General features: G+C 54.3%; 15 protein-coding genes and 1 tRNA gene. 7 read left to right on the top strand and 9 right to left on the bottom strand.

Annotation, left to right across the window (positions count from 1 at the left end; genetic code table 11):
• Positions 1-111: 111 nt before the first annotated feature.
• The 4 genes from QHG98_09130 to rnhB form a co-directional block, all read right to left on the bottom strand.
• A tRNA-Leu gene (locus tag QHG98_09130) sits at positions 112-195 on the bottom strand.
• A gap of 170 nt (positions 196-365) precedes the next feature.
• Positions 366-722 (bottom strand): carboxymuconolactone decarboxylase family protein, encoded by a 357-nt coding sequence (locus QHG98_09125; protein ID MDH7597879.1) that lies wholly within the window; start codon positions 720-722, stop codon positions 366-368.
• Between the two features lie 172 nt (positions 723-894).
• Positions 895-1,971 (bottom strand): alanine--glyoxylate aminotransferase family protein, encoded by a 1,077-nt coding sequence (locus QHG98_09120; GenBank protein MDH7597878.1) that lies wholly within the window; start codon positions 1,969-1,971, stop codon positions 895-897.
• Positions 1,972-2,063: 92 nt separating this feature from the next.
• Positions 2,064-2,699 carry a ribonuclease HII gene (gene rnhB / locus QHG98_09115; GenBank protein ID MDH7597877.1) on the bottom strand — a complete coding sequence of 212 codons (636 nt, stop codon included), beginning with the start codon at positions 2,697-2,699 and terminating at the stop codon, positions 2,064-2,066.
• A gap of 272 nt (positions 2,700-2,971) precedes the next feature.
• Between rnhB and QHG98_09110 the strand changes: the two genes are divergently transcribed.
• From QHG98_09110 to QHG98_09100, 3 genes are read left to right on the top strand one after another with little or no spacing between them, the layout of a single operon-like run.
• On the top strand, positions 2,972-3,610 hold the full coding sequence (locus QHG98_09110) for an Era-like GTP-binding protein (protein ID MDH7597876.1): 639 nt from the start codon (positions 2,972-2,974) through the stop codon (positions 3,608-3,610).
• 4 nt (positions 3,611-3,614) lie between these two features.
• Positions 3,615-3,977 carry a DUF2073 domain-containing protein gene (locus QHG98_09105; GenBank protein ID MDH7597875.1) on the top strand — a complete coding sequence of 121 codons (363 nt, stop codon included), beginning with the start codon at positions 3,615-3,617 and terminating at the stop codon, positions 3,975-3,977.
• On the top strand, positions 3,978-4,412 hold the full coding sequence (locus QHG98_09100; protein ID MDH7597874.1) for a Zn-ribbon domain-containing protein: 435 nt from the start codon (positions 3,978-3,980) through the stop codon (positions 4,410-4,412). It abuts the gene before it with no gap.
• 4 nt (positions 4,413-4,416) lie between these two features.
• On the opposite strand, the gene QHG98_09095 is transcribed toward QHG98_09100, so the two are convergent.
• Together QHG98_09095 and QHG98_09090 are read right to left on the bottom strand one after the other, a co-directional pair.
• Entirely contained in the window at positions 4,417-4,569 is a 153-nt protein-coding gene (locus tag QHG98_09095; protein ID MDH7597873.1) for a hypothetical protein, read from the bottom strand.
• A 46-nt stretch (positions 4,570-4,615) separates the two neighbouring features.
• Complete coding sequence (locus tag QHG98_09090) at positions 4,616-5,017, bottom strand: hypothetical protein (GenBank protein MDH7597872.1); 402 nt, start codon at positions 5,015-5,017, stop codon at positions 4,616-4,618.
• A 142-nt stretch (positions 5,018-5,159) separates the two neighbouring features.
• On the opposite strand from QHG98_09090, the gene serA reads away from it, so the two are divergent.
• Complete coding sequence (serA, locus tag QHG98_09085; GenBank protein ID MDH7597871.1) at positions 5,160-6,731, top strand: phosphoglycerate dehydrogenase; 1,572 nt, start codon at positions 5,160-5,162, stop codon at positions 6,729-6,731.
• 377 nt (positions 6,732-7,108) lie between these two features.
• Here the strand turns inward: serA and QHG98_09080 are convergent, their stop codons facing one another.
• Positions 7,109-7,969, bottom strand: a complete 861-nt coding sequence (locus tag QHG98_09080; GenBank protein MDH7597870.1) for a hypothetical protein — start codon at positions 7,967-7,969, stop codon at positions 7,109-7,111.
• 376 nt (positions 7,970-8,345) lie between these two features.
• Between QHG98_09080 and QHG98_09075 the strand changes: the two genes are divergently transcribed.
• The 3 genes from QHG98_09075 (at position 8,346) to QHG98_09065 (ending at position 16,130) form a co-directional block, all read left to right on the top strand.
• Positions 8,346-11,162: a hypothetical protein gene (locus QHG98_09075; GenBank protein ID MDH7597869.1), complete on the top strand. Its 2,817-nt coding sequence runs from the start codon at positions 8,346-8,348 to the stop codon at positions 11,160-11,162.
• Positions 11,163-11,466: 304 nt separating this feature from the next.
• Entirely contained in the window at positions 11,467-12,414 is a 948-nt protein-coding gene (locus QHG98_09070; GenBank protein ID MDH7597868.1) for a PKD domain-containing protein, read from the top strand.
• Positions 12,414-16,130, top strand: a complete 3,717-nt coding sequence (locus tag QHG98_09065) for a DUF11 domain-containing protein (protein ID MDH7597867.1) — start codon at positions 12,414-12,416, stop codon at positions 16,128-16,130. Before QHG98_09070 ends, QHG98_09065 begins: the two co-directional genes overlap by 1 nt.
• A 35-nt stretch (positions 16,131-16,165) precedes the next feature.
• Here the strand turns inward: QHG98_09065 and QHG98_09060 are convergent, their stop codons facing one another.
• Together QHG98_09060 and QHG98_09055 are read right to left on the bottom strand one after the other, a co-directional pair.
• Positions 16,166-17,080 carry a CPBP family intramembrane metalloprotease gene (locus QHG98_09060; protein MDH7597866.1) on the bottom strand — a complete coding sequence of 305 codons (915 nt, stop codon included), beginning with the start codon at positions 17,078-17,080 and terminating at the stop codon, positions 16,166-16,168.
• A 6-nt stretch (positions 17,081-17,086) separates the two neighbouring features.
• On the bottom strand, positions 17,087-17,675 hold a 589-nt coding region (locus QHG98_09055), incomplete at its 5' end, for an IS1634 family transposase (GenBank protein ID MDH7597865.1).

Raw genomic sequence — 17,675 nt, 5'->3', positions numbered from 1 at the left:
AGCCGCTTCTTTGGCATCACATACCCTCCTCGAAGCAGCGCGTGAAAAAGAATCCAGCATCTGATAGAATAATTCTGATGAAGTCATAAATCAAAAATCGATGTGCTCAAATGCGGGGTACGGGATTCGAACCCGTGAACTCCTGCGAGACGGGATCTTAAGTCCCGCGCCTTTGGCCAGCTTGGCAAACCCCGCAACGATCCCGCGGCTTCCATTCTGAATATAAATATATCGGTACACCGTGCATAGAACCGGGTGGACATCAGCCCACACACAGGAGGAACCTGCGGCTTCCGCGCTTCAATCTGTGAAACCCGATGTCGACGATCTCCTGCTCAGATCTCTCGATCCCGGTCGATGTCGGGTCACCTCTTGGATGCAGCTTCCTGCATCTCATCCAGAATGACTGCAGCAGCATTGAGGCCTGAGCCCATGCGTATGAGCGATGCAACAGCTGCTGCCTCGAGCATCTCCTCCCTGGTCACGCCAAGCGCTCTTGCCTGCTCCATGTGCCTTCTAGTGCAGCTCTCACATCTTATCGCCACAGAACACGCCAGTGCTATCAATGCCTTCTCCCGGGCAGATAGCGCTCCGTCCCCCATGATCGCGGATGCAAGCGATCTGAACGTGCCGCTCATTCTCACATCCGCCGAGTCCAGAAATCTGTCAGCTCCCGTCTTCTGCACATCAACCACCTTGCGATCCGACACTGCAACTTTCACCTGGTGGCCACTGCCCCGCCACCTGGCCTGAAACCAGAAATCGGGATCGACACCTTGAGGGTGAGCTGGGGAGATCGAGAGGCATGCAGCTGCAGGTGCCGCCCCACAAAGCTGTGTTCCCTGCAAATCTACAGACGCGAGGCCACTGGAGCGGGTCACCTTCCAGGGATGCTCATCTGTCAAGCACCTTTGATGCAGCCGCAACCCCCTCGCCTGGCGCTTTGATCACACCCTCTTTTGCGAGGACAAGCTCTAAAGCCTGTATGGTTCTCAGAACATCCCCCTCAGAGCATACGCCCATGGTGCCTATCCTGAAGATCTTCCCCTTCAGCCTCTCCTGGCCGCCTGAAACGACAACCCCCTGCTTTTTCATGCCGCCCCTGAGCTTTTCATCATTGATCATCGGCGGGATCTTCATCGCTGTAACTGTGTTCGAGTACCTGGAGTACTCATTCAGGACAGGGAAGAGCTCTATACCCAGCGCTGATGCCGCAGCTCTGACAGCCTCAGCGAGCCTGGCTATGCGTGCTCTCCTCGCCTCGAAGCCCTCCTCCTTCGCCATGTGCAGCGCCTCCTGGAGCGCATAGAAGAGAGGAACCGCAGGCGTGAATGGTGTCTGGGTGGGCTTCTTTCTCGCGCTCTTGAGATGCGCCCTCAGATCCGCATAGTAGCTACCTGAGCTCTCATTGAGCGCCTCCTCTGCACGCTCGCTCACGGATACTATCGCCAGCCCGGGCGGCACGGCAAGGCACTTCTGCGACCCTGTTATCGCTATATCTATACCCCACTCATCGGTCCTGAACTCGTTTCCGCCGATTGAGGATATGCCGTCCACTATGAATATAGCGTCGTGCTTTCTCGCAAGTCTGCCTATCTCCTTGGCAGGATTGATTATGCCCACAGAGGTCTCGTTGTGGACCATGGCCACTGCCTTCACACCCTCCTCAAGCGCTGCCTCCACGCGCTCGAGGTCGAATGGCATTCCCCATTCAAAATCGACTGATATCGCTCTGCCGTACCTGTTGCCTATCTCCGTGAACCGCTCGCCGAACTTTCCGTTGGTTATAGTGAGTATCCTGTCGTCACTGCCTATCAGCCCGCCAACAGCAGCGTCCATCCCGCACGTGCCGGACCCGCTCATGACCACGATCTCGTTCTTTGTCTCGAAGAACTCCCGCAGGAGCTCCCTGCAGTCGTCGTATATCCTGCCAAACTCCGGGCTCCTGTGGCTTATCATCGGCTTCGACATCGCGCGAAGCACCCGAGGAGCAACCTTGACAGGGCCTGGTATCATAAGAAGCGTATCCTCTATATCCAATAGGATCACTCTCTCTGAGGGGCTTACACAGAGCTTGCTTTTAAACGTTGTGCAGTGCTCCAGCTCTTCCTTGCGAACGGCGGCAAATCCCCGTTCTCCGCGATCCAGTCCATCAGAAACCTCACCGTGGCAGGATCTGAAGGATAGCCGCTTCCGAGCGGGCGGCCGAGTGTGGCCTCGAGCTCTCTGATGGATCTATCCCTGGCAACCTTGGCGATTATCGATGCTGCTGCAACCACGATGTGCTTCCTGTCTGCATCATGCTCTGCCAGGATCTGCATCGATGCTCCTGATAGCTCCCTGACCCTCTGAGCGAACCTCTCAGCATTAACATCAGCTGCATCGAGAATGGCGCGATCCGCCCTGAGTCCGGAAACAACTTTGGAATGAGCTCTCACCATGATCTCATTCATGGACATGACCATGCGCAGCTCATCGATCTGCTGCGCGGTCACCTCCAGAACGAACCTCCCTCTGGCCCTGGAGATTATCTGCCTCTCGATGGCCTCTCTCCTTGCTGGGCTCAGCAGCTTTGAGTCCTTCACGCCAAATGCTGCCAGATCGAAGATATCCTCCTCGCTGAAAACAACACCAGCGACGAACATCGATCCGATGACAGGCCCCTTTCCGGCCTCGTCCACTCCGAGTATGAGCATCATACGTAGTTTTTGATATCGTATATCAAACATTCGTGCCCGGCTCGTGCACTTGTACCATCCTGATGCAATCCTGCAGGATTCGTCAATGCAGGTGGACACCGGTTCCTGAGAGACCATTCACCGATTCGAGTCATGCGACCCGAGCCAATTTACAGCTCGACGCCATAAATCCGCAGCTGCATGGAACCGAATCGGGGAAATTATCGTTTCAAAAAAAGTAATGGAAAATTATTAGTAGAGTAGCCCCGTTCATTCTGTTGCAGAGGATGGATATGGGTGTGTTCAAGAGCCTCCGGATGAACCTGGGATTCTGGCTGAGTCGCATTTTCGGCAAAAAGCGTGCACGAATCGGTATCTACGGGCCACCAAATGCTGGAAAGACCACACTGGCCAACAGGATTGTCAAGGACTGGAGCGGGGATGGGGCGATAGGCACGGTATCTCCAGTCCCACACGAGACCAGAAGAGCGGTTCGAAAGGAGGGCCTTGTGATAAATGCAAATGGCGCGAGCATTCACCTCGATATAGTGGATACGCCAGGAATGGCCACAAAGATAGATTTCAGGGAGTTCATGGCATATGGCATGAGCGAGGAAGAGGCCAAGAGGCGGGCGAAAGAGGCTACTGAGGGAGTCATAGAGGCGATCAAGTGGCTGGACGATCTTGATGGCGTTCTTCTTGTCATGGACTCCACAGAGGATCCATACACGCAGGTCAACGTCACTGTTATAGGCAACATGGAGGCAAGGAACCTGCCGCTTCTCATCGTGGCAAACAAGATCGATCTGCCGAACGCTGCCCCCTCAAGAATAAAGGCCGCATTTCCTCAGCATCCAGTGGTCCAGATCTCGGCGCTGGAGGGGAACAACCTGGACGAGCTGTATAATGCAATAGCATTACACTTCGGGTGAGCATATGCGGGAAGTACAGATGGACCTCATATCTGAGGAGAAGCTGAACCGCATGACCTCAATGGAGAAGATCCGGCTTATCCTTGACAAGGTCAAGACGGGCAGGATAGTGGTTCTCGAGAGCGGACTCACTCCAGAGGAGGAGGTGAGGCTTATAGAGATGACCATGACGGAGATACGGGTCGATGAGTTCTCAGGAATAGAGATCGAGAGCTATCCTGCAAAGAGGGAGAGCTCCTTTGTGGGCAGGCTGCTTGGAAGAAGCTCATCAAAGGGCAGGATGACGGTGATAGGCCCGGCGAACCAGCTCAGAACGGTCGAAAAGGATCAGTACCAGATAAGCACCAAGGTCTCGGTCGGGGATTAGATGCCACACATGTGCACCAGATGCAGAGAGGTATTCGATGATGGCGCAGATATCCTCAAAGGCTGCCCGAAGTGCGGCGGGAGGATGTTTGAGTATATCAGAGAGCGCGAGACGCTGATCACGGAGGCGATGGGTGTCAGAAGGCCGCCCAGGAGAACCGCGGCCATCGCCACATCTGTTCGCGACAGGAATGAGATCAAAGAGGAGATGCGTAGACAGCAGGTTGTTCCTGAAAACCCAATCCAGCCGATTGCCACCCAGACATCTCAGAGCTCGCCCGAGGATCGCCCGATAGAGAGCGTCAGGATCACAGAGCCGGGGAGATACGAGCTGAATCTGCCGACGCTATTCTCGAGGGACGAGCTTGTCATGGCATTAAAGGAGGGGACCTATCTGATAGACCTGAACTCGGCCTTCAGAAGGTCTAAGAAATAAAATATCACTCCCTCTCGACCGTTATCTTGAGGCTCTTCCAGTCCTGGCTCACCCCACGCAGGGAGCCGGCCATGCCTGCAGATACATTCCCGATTATCTGCTGTGTGAAGTCGTTCAGCGGTATCTCAACGCCATCCACGACCAGGCTGACCTTCATGCGGTTTTTCCCTCTCCGTCTCGAAAGCGGAGCTCTTGGATGCTCTTCAGGCCCCGCCAAATATCGCTATGGGTGGCGTCCAGACCGTCACATTGGGCCTGAGGTAGTTTATCTGTGCGCCCGAAAGGGCATGTGGCATTGTTATTAACGTGTTCGTGCCAGCTGTTATGTTGGCGTTCATTATTGCGAAGGACGGAGTGATCGTCACCGGCTTTGCAGCTGAGAGCTCCTTCGGCTCGATCATCGAGCGCTGGATCTTCCTGCCGAGCGTGCTGAGCTGCACGACGCCCGGGCTGGCATTGCTTATGGCTGGAGTGTAAGGGCTTATCCTGGGAAGCGAGACGGCCTCGGTCTTATCAAGCGTGCTGAGATGGATCACGTCGATCGCGCCTGCGGTGATGACAGATACAAGCATCAACGAGATCACCAATATCATTGTGTACTTCATCTATCAACCTCCTTTTTGGATCTGATCTGCGTTTCATCATTTATTCCTTTTGATAGGCCTGTCTGGCAAAGGACATGTTGAGCCCATGAAGGGCAAAGATGAAATTCTAGAGCATCTTTGAGCGGCAATGGAGGTAGAAGCCATGAGAGTTCTGGTCAGTGACCCGCTGGCCGAGGAGGGCATAAGACGGCTTGAGACGGCCGCAGAGGTCGATGTTATAACCAACCTCTCTCCTGAGGAGCTGGTTGAGAGGATCAAGGGGTATGATGCTCTTGTCATACGCAGCGGGACCAAGGTGACGGCGGATGTGATAAACGCAGCAGATAGGCTTAAAGTGATAGCGAGAGCAGGTGTTGGGGTGGACAACGTCGATGTCGATGCTGCAACAAAAAAGGGCATAATAGTCGTGAACGCCCCGGGTGGAAACACCATATCAGCTGCAGAGCATACAATTGCCATGATGCTGGCGCTCGCGAGAAACATCCCCCAGGCGCATGCATCTGTCCGGAGGGGTGAATGGAACAGGAAGAAGTACACGGGCGTCGAGGTCTTCAACAAGACACTCGGCATCATCGGACTCGGCAGGATCGGGACAGAGGTTGCAAAGAGGATGAAGGCATTCGGGATGCGCATACTCGCCTACGATCCGTTTATAACAGAGTCCAAGGCTGCAGAGCTTGGAATAAAGCTGGCAAGCCTCGAGGAGATCTACAGGGAGAGCGACTTCATAACTGTTCACACGCCTCTCACTCCGGAAACGAGAAACATGATCGATGAGCCTCAGATCAGGCTGATGAAGCCAACTGTGCGGCTGATAAACTGTGCCAGAGGGGGCATAATCAACGAGGCAGCACTGGCCAAAGCGGTTGCGGAGAACAGGATAGCCGGCGCTGCAGTGGACGTTTACACAAAGGAGCCACCTGTGGGGAACCCTCTTCTCGAGCAGGAGCGGATCATAACAACGCCACATCTCGGAGCGTCAACCGCTGAGGCACAGATCAATGTGGCGCTCGCTGTTGCAGATCAGATCATTGCCATAAGCAGGGGCCAGCTTCCAACGACCGCGATCAATCTGATCTCCATACCGCCGGAGACGATAGCATTGATGGAGCCTTACATGGATATCGCGGAGAGAATGGGCAGGCTTCTCGGGCAGCTTGGGACGAGCAGGTTTGAGCATCTTGAGATCGTGTATGGCGGATCAATCGCGGAGAAGGATGTCCGGCTGATAACAATATCGGCTGTTAAGGGGCTGCTGTCAGCCATAGGCGCACATGCGAACCTGGTCAACTCGCTGACACTGCTGAAGGAGAGGGGCATAAAGCTGATGGAATCGAAGACGGAGGCAGCGAACGGGTACAGCAATCTGATAACCATGCGCCTGAAGACCACCTCTGAGACATTCGCAGTTCACGGCACTGTTTACAGGCCTGATGACAGGAGGATCGTCCAGATCAACGACTACAGGGTTCATGTTCCGACAGAGGGCAATCTTGTTCTGGTCCTGCATGAGGACAGGCCGAACATCATAGGGCCGGTGTGCGTGGTTCTGGGCGAGGCAAATATCAACATCGGGAGCATGCATGTTGGCAGGATCTCACCAGGCCAGCCGCAGCTGATGGTCCTGAACGTGGACACTCCTGTCGGTGACGAGACCCTGAAGAGGATACTGAGCGTCTCAGGCGTTCTGAGTGCGAGGACGATAAGCATGTGATGATGGCCCCTCAAGGCCATCTCTTAATGGTGCAAATAGCAGCGATACATCGCGGTTTCGACGGGATCATCGACGATCTCCGCTCAAGGCCACCTCTTAATGTCGCAAATAGCGGCGCTCTCATCCACCTGTATTGACCTGCCAGAAGATGCGCTGCCTCTGCTGTGCGATCGTGGCGATTGAATGAGTGCTTCCAGCAGCCACTGCACGACATACAGGCTGCCAAGCACAGAAGAGCGCAAAAATAATGAGATCTCATTCAATCGTGAGATCTCCTCTCCTGTGGCTGCTCTCTGCCCCGAATTCAGCTCCGGACCCAAATGATGAGATCCGTGGCTCGAATTTCGTGATCAGAGCGCCGATGCAGCCACAGGCATTCAGGCTGGTTTTGACATCTCCACGAGATCACTTAACTTGACGAATATCACATCCTTCCTGGAGGCATCATCGATGAACCTCTCAAGCGCACTCAGGTACTCTCCAGATCCTGAGATGTAGCTTGTTATGAGCACCACCATCGGTTCGCCTCTGCTGATCGCATCATCCATCCCTCTGGAGAGGAGCGAGTACCACTCATCTCCGCTCATGTTCATCTCGGCAGCGCGCCTGTCGGTGAGTATATATACTTCAGAGTCCGCTGAGATCCGGGTTACCGGAACCACGTACAGAGTTGTGTTATCCAGCTGATACGGCCTGGATGCGTTCGTGCTGAAGAACATGTCATCATCTATTATGTAGCTGATTCCGAGGCTCTCAAAGATTGCATAGTCGCTCTCATTTATCCTCTCAGCTGGTCTGTAGCCCACCACGCTCTTCTTCTCGGTTCCGCATATGTAGCAGTTCTCAACCTCCCGTTTGGCCCTTCTGATATCTCCCATCGACAGGTTTTCGCCACCCGGCCCATTCATAGCGATCTCGTGGTTCGCTCTGGCACCCACTCTTGTTATGAACAGTGTGTACTCGTTGTCAGCTGCAATATCTCCTGTGGTGAGGGCGGTGAAGTTGATCTCCCTCGGGTCCAGTATGTTCAGGAGATTTGTTGTATAGTTGACCACATACTCTCTGCCGGCGCCTCCCTGCGGGGGCATGGCGATATCCAGTATGAGCGCGACCTGTGCCTTATTATCCATCGGTATGCTCTCGTTTGCAGCGCTCATGGTCTCCGATACGTTCTGGGAGACCGCACCATTCGTGCCGAACAGAAGCATAACCACAAAAAGTGCTGTCAGTATTCGCATCCCATCACCTCTCGTCTAGTTATACTCACTCTACCCGTACTTCTGATTAGTATCATACGTACTTATAATACTTTTTTGTGACCCTTGCCGATCTGGATGTAGATCTCAGAAACTCCGTGACGTACCACGCAAACCTCTGATCGCATCCTGCTATACATCTGTGACGAATGAATGGAGTGCTCACAGCAGCTGCGCTGCGCGACCTTTCAGGCTGTAATGCATAGGAGCGGGTGGATGGGATCTGAGAGTGTACAACCATCACGATGCCCAAAACATTAAAATAGAATTTGTATACTAACTACAATTAAGAAGAATTGATACGTAACATGTGTATTCACACAGACGTTACTGTATATTTTGCAGGAGGTGTTGATTGGTGAACTCACGATGGTACATGCTGGCGATTGCATTGGTGTTGATATCATCGCCTGCAGGTGCTGTAGTCGCTGGAGGCTTTGCGGACCTCGGGAACAAGCTCGTGGTTTCCGGGGAGACTGTGACGCTTCAGGCTCCTGAGGGCGATTACATCTATGCGTGGTCTGCTGTGGTTGATGGCAGAACGATCGCCCAGGGAGAAGATCGGGTCTTCACCTTCACCGCACCAACGGTGAAACAGGAAGAGGGCTCGAAGGTTGTGACCGTAGATCTCCTAATAAGGACCAAGGTTGGAGGATGCGTCAACCAGGCGACCGGCAAGATAACGGTTTATCCGATGCCTGTGTGCGGCATAGGGGGTCCTGAGGAGGTTACTGCTGAGGAGACTGCGACCTACAGATACACAGGCGGTACTGATGGTAAGCTGACATACGAGTGGAGCGTGGATGGCACTCCCGCAGGTGCGAATTCTGATACACTGCAGGTCGACTGGTCGAACTACGTTCCCGGAATGCACAAAGTCGGGCTGAAGATCACAAAGGACTACTCTGATGTTGTTCCCAACGAGCGCGATCCCTACAGATCTGTGAGCTGCGAGCTTTCTGTCAATGTGACCTACACATCAGGCCTCGCTGTCACAAAGACCCCATCAGTGAACACAGCCAGGGTTGGAACCGAGATAACATACACCTACGAGATAACAAACACAGGAACCATACGGATCAAGGACATAGTTCTCAGGGACGACAGGCTTGGCGAGATAAAGCCTGACAAGAACATGCTCAAGCCGGGCGAGACCGCGACTGCAACTGCAAAATACACCGTTAAAGAGACAGACCTGCCAGGGCCTCTGACAAACAGCGTGACCGCAAGCGGCGAAGAGATGCACACAGGAAAGAAGGTCGTCTCCGGGACAGCAACCGCCTCTGTGACACTGGAGTACGCAGCGTCCATCGCCCTGGACAAGTCAGCTGCACCAAACCCGGCAAGGGTTGGAGACACAGTGACATACACATACACAATAACAAACAGCGGCGAGGTCACGCTGAGGAACCTGAAGCTCTCTGATGACAAACTCGGAGATATATCGCTAAAAGAAAAAGAGACGGAGCTGGCTCCGGGAGAGAGCATAACCGCCACAAAGACTTACAAGGTCACAGAGGAAGACCTGCCGGGTCCGATTGTGAACAGCGCGACAGTCAGCGCGAAGGATGTTCTCGGCGTGGATGTCAGCGCTGAGGACTCCGAGACCGTCAGTCTCACATACACTGCGAGCGTCAGCATCGAGAAGACTGCCAAACCCTCTCCTGCGAACGTCGGCCAGACGATCACTTACACATACACGATAAGAAACACCGGAGATGTGACGCTGAGCGAGATCACAGCTTCAGATGACAAGCTCGGAGATATATCGCTAACCAAGACAGCGCTGGCTCCGGGAGAGAGCATAACCGCTACAAAGACTTACACTGTAACACAGGTAGATCTGCCAGGCCCGATTAGAAACACCGCCAGTGTCAGCGCGAAGGATGTTCTGGGTAAAGACGTGAGCGCAACCGCCAGAGCCTTTGTGGACCTGACATACAGGGCTGCTCTGAGCGTGACCAAGACGCCTACGCCATCGCCTGCTGGAATCGGCCAGACTGTGACTTATGAGTATGAGGTCAAAAACACAGGAGACGTGACGCTCAGCGATGTCTCGCTGGATGACAGCGAGCTCGGCAGTGTGGCTCTGAGCAAATCCGTGCTTGCTCCGGGCGAGAGCGTCACTGGCACAGCCCAGTACACTGTTAAAGAATCCGATCTGCCAGGGCCGATCACCAACACAGCGACCGCGTATGCCAAGGATGTTCTGGGCAACCCGATTTCCGCGTCTGCATCCGCATCTCTGCCGATCTCATACACATCGTCGATAAGCCTGGAGCAGCTGCCTTCGAAAGAGAGCGTGGCTCTGGGCGACAGCGTCACGTACACCTACACCGTGACGAACACGGGCTCCACGACCATATCGGGAATACAGGTTACAGATGAGAGGTTCGGCCCCATAACGCTCGATAAACAGACGCTCAAACCCGGAGAGTCTGCGACAGGCACTCACACATACACGGCAACCCAGGATGTCATCGGCGAGGAACTCAGCGGAACGCTATCGAACAGCTGCAAGGCGACCGGAAGGAGCCCGGTGGGAGAGACCGTCACAGCATCCGCCACATCCAGTGTTGAGGTGAGGAGAGAGGCGCTGACGCCCATGGTCGGCTGTGTCAACGACAACGGAGACGGCACTTACACTGTGACATGGGGATACAGCAACCCCAACAGGGTGGCGGTGAAGCTCAAACCCGGAAAGCGGAACATGTTCAGACCGGGCAATCCGCACCAGGGACAGCCAGAGGTCTTCGAGCCGGGCATGAAGGAGAACGCGTTCGTCACCCGGTTCAGGGAGAAGAAGGTCGAGTGGGTGCTAGATGAGACCGCGGCGACAGCTGACAGCGGTGCGACCTGCCCGAGCATCTGTGCGATAGACGGCTCTGACACGCTCTGCACGAACAAGGAGGAGACGTACACCGCGAACGTGCCAGTGGTCAGTGGCGAGAAGTACGAGTACGAGTGGAGGCTGGACGGAAAGACGATAGGGAATGGGGACGAGGTGACGATATCAGGGTCCGGATACAAAGAGGGCGATGTTCTTAAGCTGGAGCTGCGTGTGACAGCGCACAGGAAGAATCCACATACAGCGGAGGAGGTACCGCTGATCCAGTACTGCACGAAGGAGATAAAGGTGATACCTGAGCCGGTCGCAGAGATAAAGATCCAGTAGGTGCAGCATATGCTGCACAATCTTTATCAGAGATCGCTCAGGTATCTTATTTTTGTGAGCAAGCATGATGCAGGGTTCTCCGGGAACAATCACCATGCTCCAGAAACATGGGAGTTATGCTATACACGTTTGGCAACTTTAGGTCTTGCAATGCGGCTGCTTAGAGCAAACATTCGCTCAAGAAGAATGCATATCATGACCAGCGCCTCTTCAGGTCACCAGAGGGATAAGAGCAACAGTTGATGAGGCAGACGAGATCATGCACGTCATCCTCTGCAGGTCATGTGCGTTAATCCTGGCTTGCATGGTGCTGATCCAGCTGGCACCGGCAGAGTGGCCTGACTGCAAGTTCCAGTGCACCGCGAAGGATGTGGTGGTTGAGCGCGCGTACCTAGGAGACGAATCAGGCAGACCGCTCCAGCCGTGCTCTCAGGGTGCTGTCACCGAAGCGTACATCTGGATCAACATAACCAACAGGGCGAGCGCGCCGAGGTACAACCTGGTTCTGCTCGCGGATCTTCTTGTTAATGGTGATCTCGAGAGGATCGAGAGATGCGTGCTTGATGTTTTGCAGGGCAAATCGACCATGTCCTTACCGGTCTGCAAGATCGAGTGGAGATGTGGCGAGGAGATTCGCATCGAAAACATGATCCTCAGCTGGGAGACCTCCGGGTCGAGAGGGTGCGATACATCGAGGATGAAATGCGGCGAGAGGACGACTCAGTGTTATTCGCATCCGGGGATGAGCGTTGGTATCCCCCTCTCAGGAGGTTTTGAGTATAAGACGATCTGCAATCAGGTGTATCTCAGAGATCTGACTAGGGGCGGTGCGGCCCCTTACACCTACGAATGGGACCTGGGCGATGGGAGCAGGAGCTTTGAGGCGGATTTGGTTCATGCATACGCGCGTCCCGGCAGGTACCTTGTAACCCATAACGTCACAGACTCGAATGGCAGAAGATCGAGCAGCAAATCACTTATAACGATCGAGGGATGCACATGTGAGATCGACGGTCCTGATGTGGCATGCGAGGAATCGGTCCAGAGATACACAGCAAACGCCACCGGCGAGGAATACATATGGATGATTGATGGAAAAGAGGCCGGGCGCGGAGAGAGCATTGAGATAAGGTGGTCTGAGTTCGGGGCTGGAAGCCACGAGCTCAGGCTGATCTCCGGCAGCATATCATGTGTGAAGGAGATAAAGGTCATACCGAAACCTGAGATTTTCATATCTTTTGTGGAGGAGTGATGCTGATCTCATCCAGGCTCGGGGTGTTCGCGGTGCTGATGCTTCTCGTCTCAGTATGCTCCGCGGATGATGGGAGAAGCATCACCCTCACAGGGCCTGAGGGGGATTACATCTACCACTGGACTGCACAGGTTGATGACAGGGTGATCGCCCAGGGAGATGACCGGATCTTCACATTCAATCTTCCCGAGACCCCGGGGAAGAGGGTGAGGGTAACGCTTCTCGTTAAGACCGTGGAGGGCGGATGCGTCAACAGCTCCTCTGTAGAGATCGTGACAGGCCAGCTCGGCAGGTCTGAGATACATCTCGATAAGGATTGCATATACACGAGACCGGCACACGTCGGCGATTCTGTCGTCTACACATACAACGTCTCTAATTCCGGGGAGAGCGATCTCTTCGACGTAAATCTCACCGATTCGCACAGCTGGGGTCCTGGATGTGAGCCTGTGTACATAAGCGGAGACGATGGGGATGGCGTTCTAAGTCCAGGGGAGAGCTGGCACTACGAGGCGAGGTTCACGCTCCCAGATCCCAGGAAGTACGGCGCTTCAGGCGATGCGGTTCTGAGCATAATGGCAGCCAGAGAGACAGGCGAGATCGTCAGGTCGCTGTTGAAGAGAAAGCAGAGGCTTGAGGCGAAGCTTTCCATCGTCAGAGAGAGGCAGAGAGGCTTCGACATCTCCAGGGCGTGGAACGTCTCCTACACCAGCCAGAGGCTCAGGTTTGAGAACCACACGAACAACATCACGGGGGAGTACCTACTGGAGTCGTTCGATGCGAGCGGTCTCCTGATCTCAAGGGAGTACCGCGACCCGATATCGCGCGCGACGCTCAGAACCGAGTACAGGCGCGACGGGCGTGTATCCTCTGAGGAGTGTCTCTTCGAGCTGACAAGGGAGTACATAAGAATCGAGTACGATGCGCCATCTCCCGGATACAGAACGTACACGATAACAGATTACACAACAGGAGACACGCTCATCGCAGTCCAGGACCCGTTCGGGAATATCGTGAGCAAGGAGTACCGCAGGACACCGGGATACAGGGTGTACGAGGAACGTGTCATGCTCACGAACACCGCGACAGTAACGGCCAGAGACGCCAGAGGTCTCCCGGTATCTGCGATCGACACCTTCACGCTCGATGTTCACAGGCCCCTGCCCACGCTCAGCGTCCGCAAGAGCTCCGATCCTGAGATCGCATCCCGCGGCTCGCTCCTGAACTACACCATAAACTATGAGAACGCGGGATCCGAGGATGCGCATGATGTTGTCGTAACAGAGCACTACGACGGCAACTTCAGCTTCATATCCTCAGATCCGCCGCCTGATTCCGGCACAAACGTGTGGCATATCGGGGATCTGAGGGCAGGCGAGTCGGGAACCATACGTATCCTGGGGAGAGCATCAGAGAGCGCTGACATCATATCAAACAGGGTTGAGATCCAGAGCGCTGAGGGATCCCGTGATGAGCACATTCTGAACACCACCGTCATCAGCGCAGGCCTCAACATAAGCAAGAGCGCGTCCGCAGGTCTCGTTGTGCCCGGCTCGAGATTGGTCTACAGGATAACGTACAGCAACGATGGATCGCACGCGCATAAAAACGTCCGCATAACCGACGTTCTGGATCCAGCGGTGGAGTATGTGAGCGCATCTCCTGCACCATCCAGGGTTTTTGATAAAACCCTCATCTGGAACATACCTGAGCTCGCACCCGGGGCAGGCGGCGAGATCGAAATCCAGGTGATTGTGGGGAGCCCGGAGAGGGATCTCATCGTCAACACCTACCGCATAGATTCCGACAGGTTCGTGGGGGTTAACACCACCCTCATCACAGGCGTCATCCGGAGCCTGTGGATAAACAAGAGCTCTGACAAGGATGTGTATGCGCCGGGCGAGGATGTGGTGTTCACGCTGAGGTTCGGGAACAAGGGAGCTTATGATGCACATGATGTCAATGTCACGGATGTGCTCCCAGACCTGGAGCTGGTCAGCGCCTCGGGAAGCCCCTCTTTGAGCGGCAGGAGGCTCGTCTGGAGCATCGGCGATCTGAGGAGCGGCGAGAACGGGACCGTGGTGATAACGATGAGGGTGCCGGAACGATCGAATCTCGTTTACAACGAGAGCTCAAGCGTCTCGGGCGATGGTTTCGTCAGGGTGAGAAAGAGCTTCTCAACAGCCATCGAGGCCAGGTCGCACACCAACAGGGCGTATATCACCGGTTACTACAGAGATGATGGGAGGAAGGTTTACCACAATGCTTCGACCTCGAAGAACATAACGGTCGCTGGAGATCCGGGATCCGAGATAACAACTAGAGAGCACGGCAGCGGCTACTACGAGGAGGAGCTCCTTGCGAACCTCAACCTCTCGAGCAGGAACGTCTCCGTTGGGAAGGATCTGTTCGCGGAGCACAGGCCCACAAGCTTCTCCCTTCCCAGGAGGAACGTGGAGTTCAGATCATCATGGTTCGAGAGCACCGAGTCCAGAAACCGGAACAGGGAGGAATCGGTCAGGGGCAGCTACATGTACGCCAGGTCCCTTGATCTGAGCAGCAGGTACCAGGCTGACCCGAACCAGACCACATTCAGGGAGGTCTCAGAGGTCGAGCAGGGCGTGAGGCAGATCAGATACGTCTCCAGGGAGGCATCAATAGATGAGAGGTACGCAGGGAGCTTCAGATCCGAATCGTCGATCGACTCATATGGCAGCGGTCTTGAGTACAGAAGATCATCATCAGGAGAAGGTTTTGTGGGCTCTGAGCTCCGCGCGGGATCCATGGAGTCCAGGGAGAGCGGGAGCGGTTACTATCGTTCAGACCTTATCCGCCAGACCGGTATCATAAAGAGAGATCTTGAGGCTTCGAGCTCAGAGACGAACCTGACGCTTCTGGGGAGGGATACAGGGTTCAGGGGCCTCTGGCATGAATCCTCCATGACTAAGGACCGATCCCGGGGTCTGGTGCTGATGGAGCGCATCAGCCAGGCGCCCCACATCAGGATGGAGGCGGAACTGGGAGGGTCATCACTATCCATGCTCGGCGAGTTCGAGGGCAGGGGTGAGATCAGAGCCGCGATGGGCAGGCCGGAGACGCTCAGGGTCGAGCAGGATCTCGCCGGCAGGTACAGCATCGATCTCGCGGTGAGCGTCTACGCTGTGCCAAAACATCTCTATCCGCACATCAACATCACGAAGACGGCGGTGCCTGTTGATGAGAACACTGTGATGTTCATCATAAACGTGACAAACGACGGGAACGAGCCGCTGAGGGATGTCGTTGTGAGAGATGAGCTCCCCGCGGGTCTGGAGATGATCAACTCATCCCTCAGGCCCACAATGGAGGGAAGATGCATCAACTGGAGCATACCGGCCCTCGAGATCAGCAGGAGGATGGAGATAAGGCTGTTCGCGAGCATGGATCCTGAGATGGATGCCTTTGAGAACCACGTCAATGTCACGGCAAGGGCTGAGAGGGCTTATGTCTCGGAGGAGGCATCCGTCATGTTCGACAGGGAGTGGCTCTCGTGCTGCATTCCGGAGAGCAGAAGGGCTGAGAACCTGACCGCGGAGAACCAGAACCTCACAGCTGTGCTCCCGGAATCGTACAGGTGCATCGGGATCAACGGGAGCTTTGAGGACTGTGAGGGCGCGATGGATGAGCTATACGATGAGATGGAGAGACGGGAGGACTGCACAAGGGGATGCGTGTGAGCACGATATGACAGCATCCTGGATGCACTGAACAATCAGCTCACTCCATCACCGATCTGTATCTTTTTTATCAGCTTCCTGATGTCGTTTGTGGCGATCAGGTGGATCATAAATGGCACCCCTATAAAATACGGTAGGTACTGCGGGTATGCAGGCACCACCAGGAAGAGAGAGATGTTGGTCACGCCGTGTGCGACGGATATCACCGGCAGGCTTCTTGTCGACCAGAAGATCACACCGAAAACTGCGCCTGCGAATGAGACATAAACCAGCTCTTGCGGGATGTGGTAGCCTGAGTGCATGAAGCCGAATATTACGCTTGTTATGAGAAGCCCTGGAATGGATCCGGCTCGCTCGATCATGACGTTCTGGAGCATCGATCTGAATATGAACTCCTCGATGAATCCAACGAGGAGTATCATCACCGCTGCGAGGATGAGAACGTTCTTCGGGTTCACCTCTGGCAGGAGGACCTCAGGCCTAATCACCTGATACTCACCCCATCCCAGCGCAAAGCCTGATCCGATCGCCAGCGGCAGGTATGTCAGGAAGCCTCTCAGCGTTAGGCCGGTCTCCTGGCGGTCGAAGATGCCCTCACGCATGATCATGAAAACAGGAAGAAGCATGGGCATGTAGATCGTCGCATACGAGTAGAGCGTGAGATTGAAGAACACCGGCATCGTGACATTCAAAATGCGGAAGAGCGACAGCATCATAACCACAGGATAGATCCTGTCACTGCGGATCATCGCCAGAGATACGAGCAGGATGATGTTCAGGGCATGAACTGCGATTGCAGCCTTCATCTGGCCAAGGAAGATCAGCATCTCCGCTATGATAACCAGGGAGATCGGCGAGACGATATCCAGGTGGAACCTTTTAATGCATTCCTGTGTCAGCAGAATCCGCTCCTGCCTGCTATCGGGTCTGAGAGAACTTATATCCCACATTCCGCATTAACGCTCCAGTCCGTAGTATTTTTCGCATTCTGGTCCAAATAGTTTTATTATTTTCAAAGTATTCTCGTTGAGGTTAGCGATTTTCTGGTGTTTCTCGCCGCACAGCCATATGTTGACTTCGGTGACACCGAGGAACATGAACGCGATCCATTTGAGAGTTGGTTTTTGTGTGGGTTTCTTCAGCTGATTTGGTATGGATTGATTTGATTCTTGCAACCTTTTTCTGATCAGCCACTCTGCCACGGAATAGATCATGAGTGAGAGGACCATGATCATGGCGAGAGCTTCGATACGTTCTTCTTTTTTGAGGTAGACCTCTGCGACTCGGAAGCTTTTGTCTTTGAGGAACCTGAATCCGCGTTCTACCTCTTGCTGTCCTTTATAGTAGCTGAGTAGTGTATCAGGGTCGATATTGAGGTCGTTAGTTGCGATTATAAACCTTCCGAGCCTGGATTTCGTTTTTTCGACTTTTTCCTGGTCGAGTTCGATATCCGCGTCTATAAAATACATTTCGATGAGTTTTTCGCCGTTTTTAGGTCGTCCTCGTTTTTTATCTGCTCGTTTGCAGACCTTTTTGAGAGAGATA

The sequence above is a fragment of the Methanothrix sp. genome (assembly GCA_029907715.1).
GTDB lineage: Archaea > Halobacteriota > Methanosarcinia > Methanotrichales > Methanotrichaceae > Methanothrix_B.
Note: the sequence above shows the minus strand (reverse complement) of the source record. Positions and strands in the feature narration are given on the sequence as shown.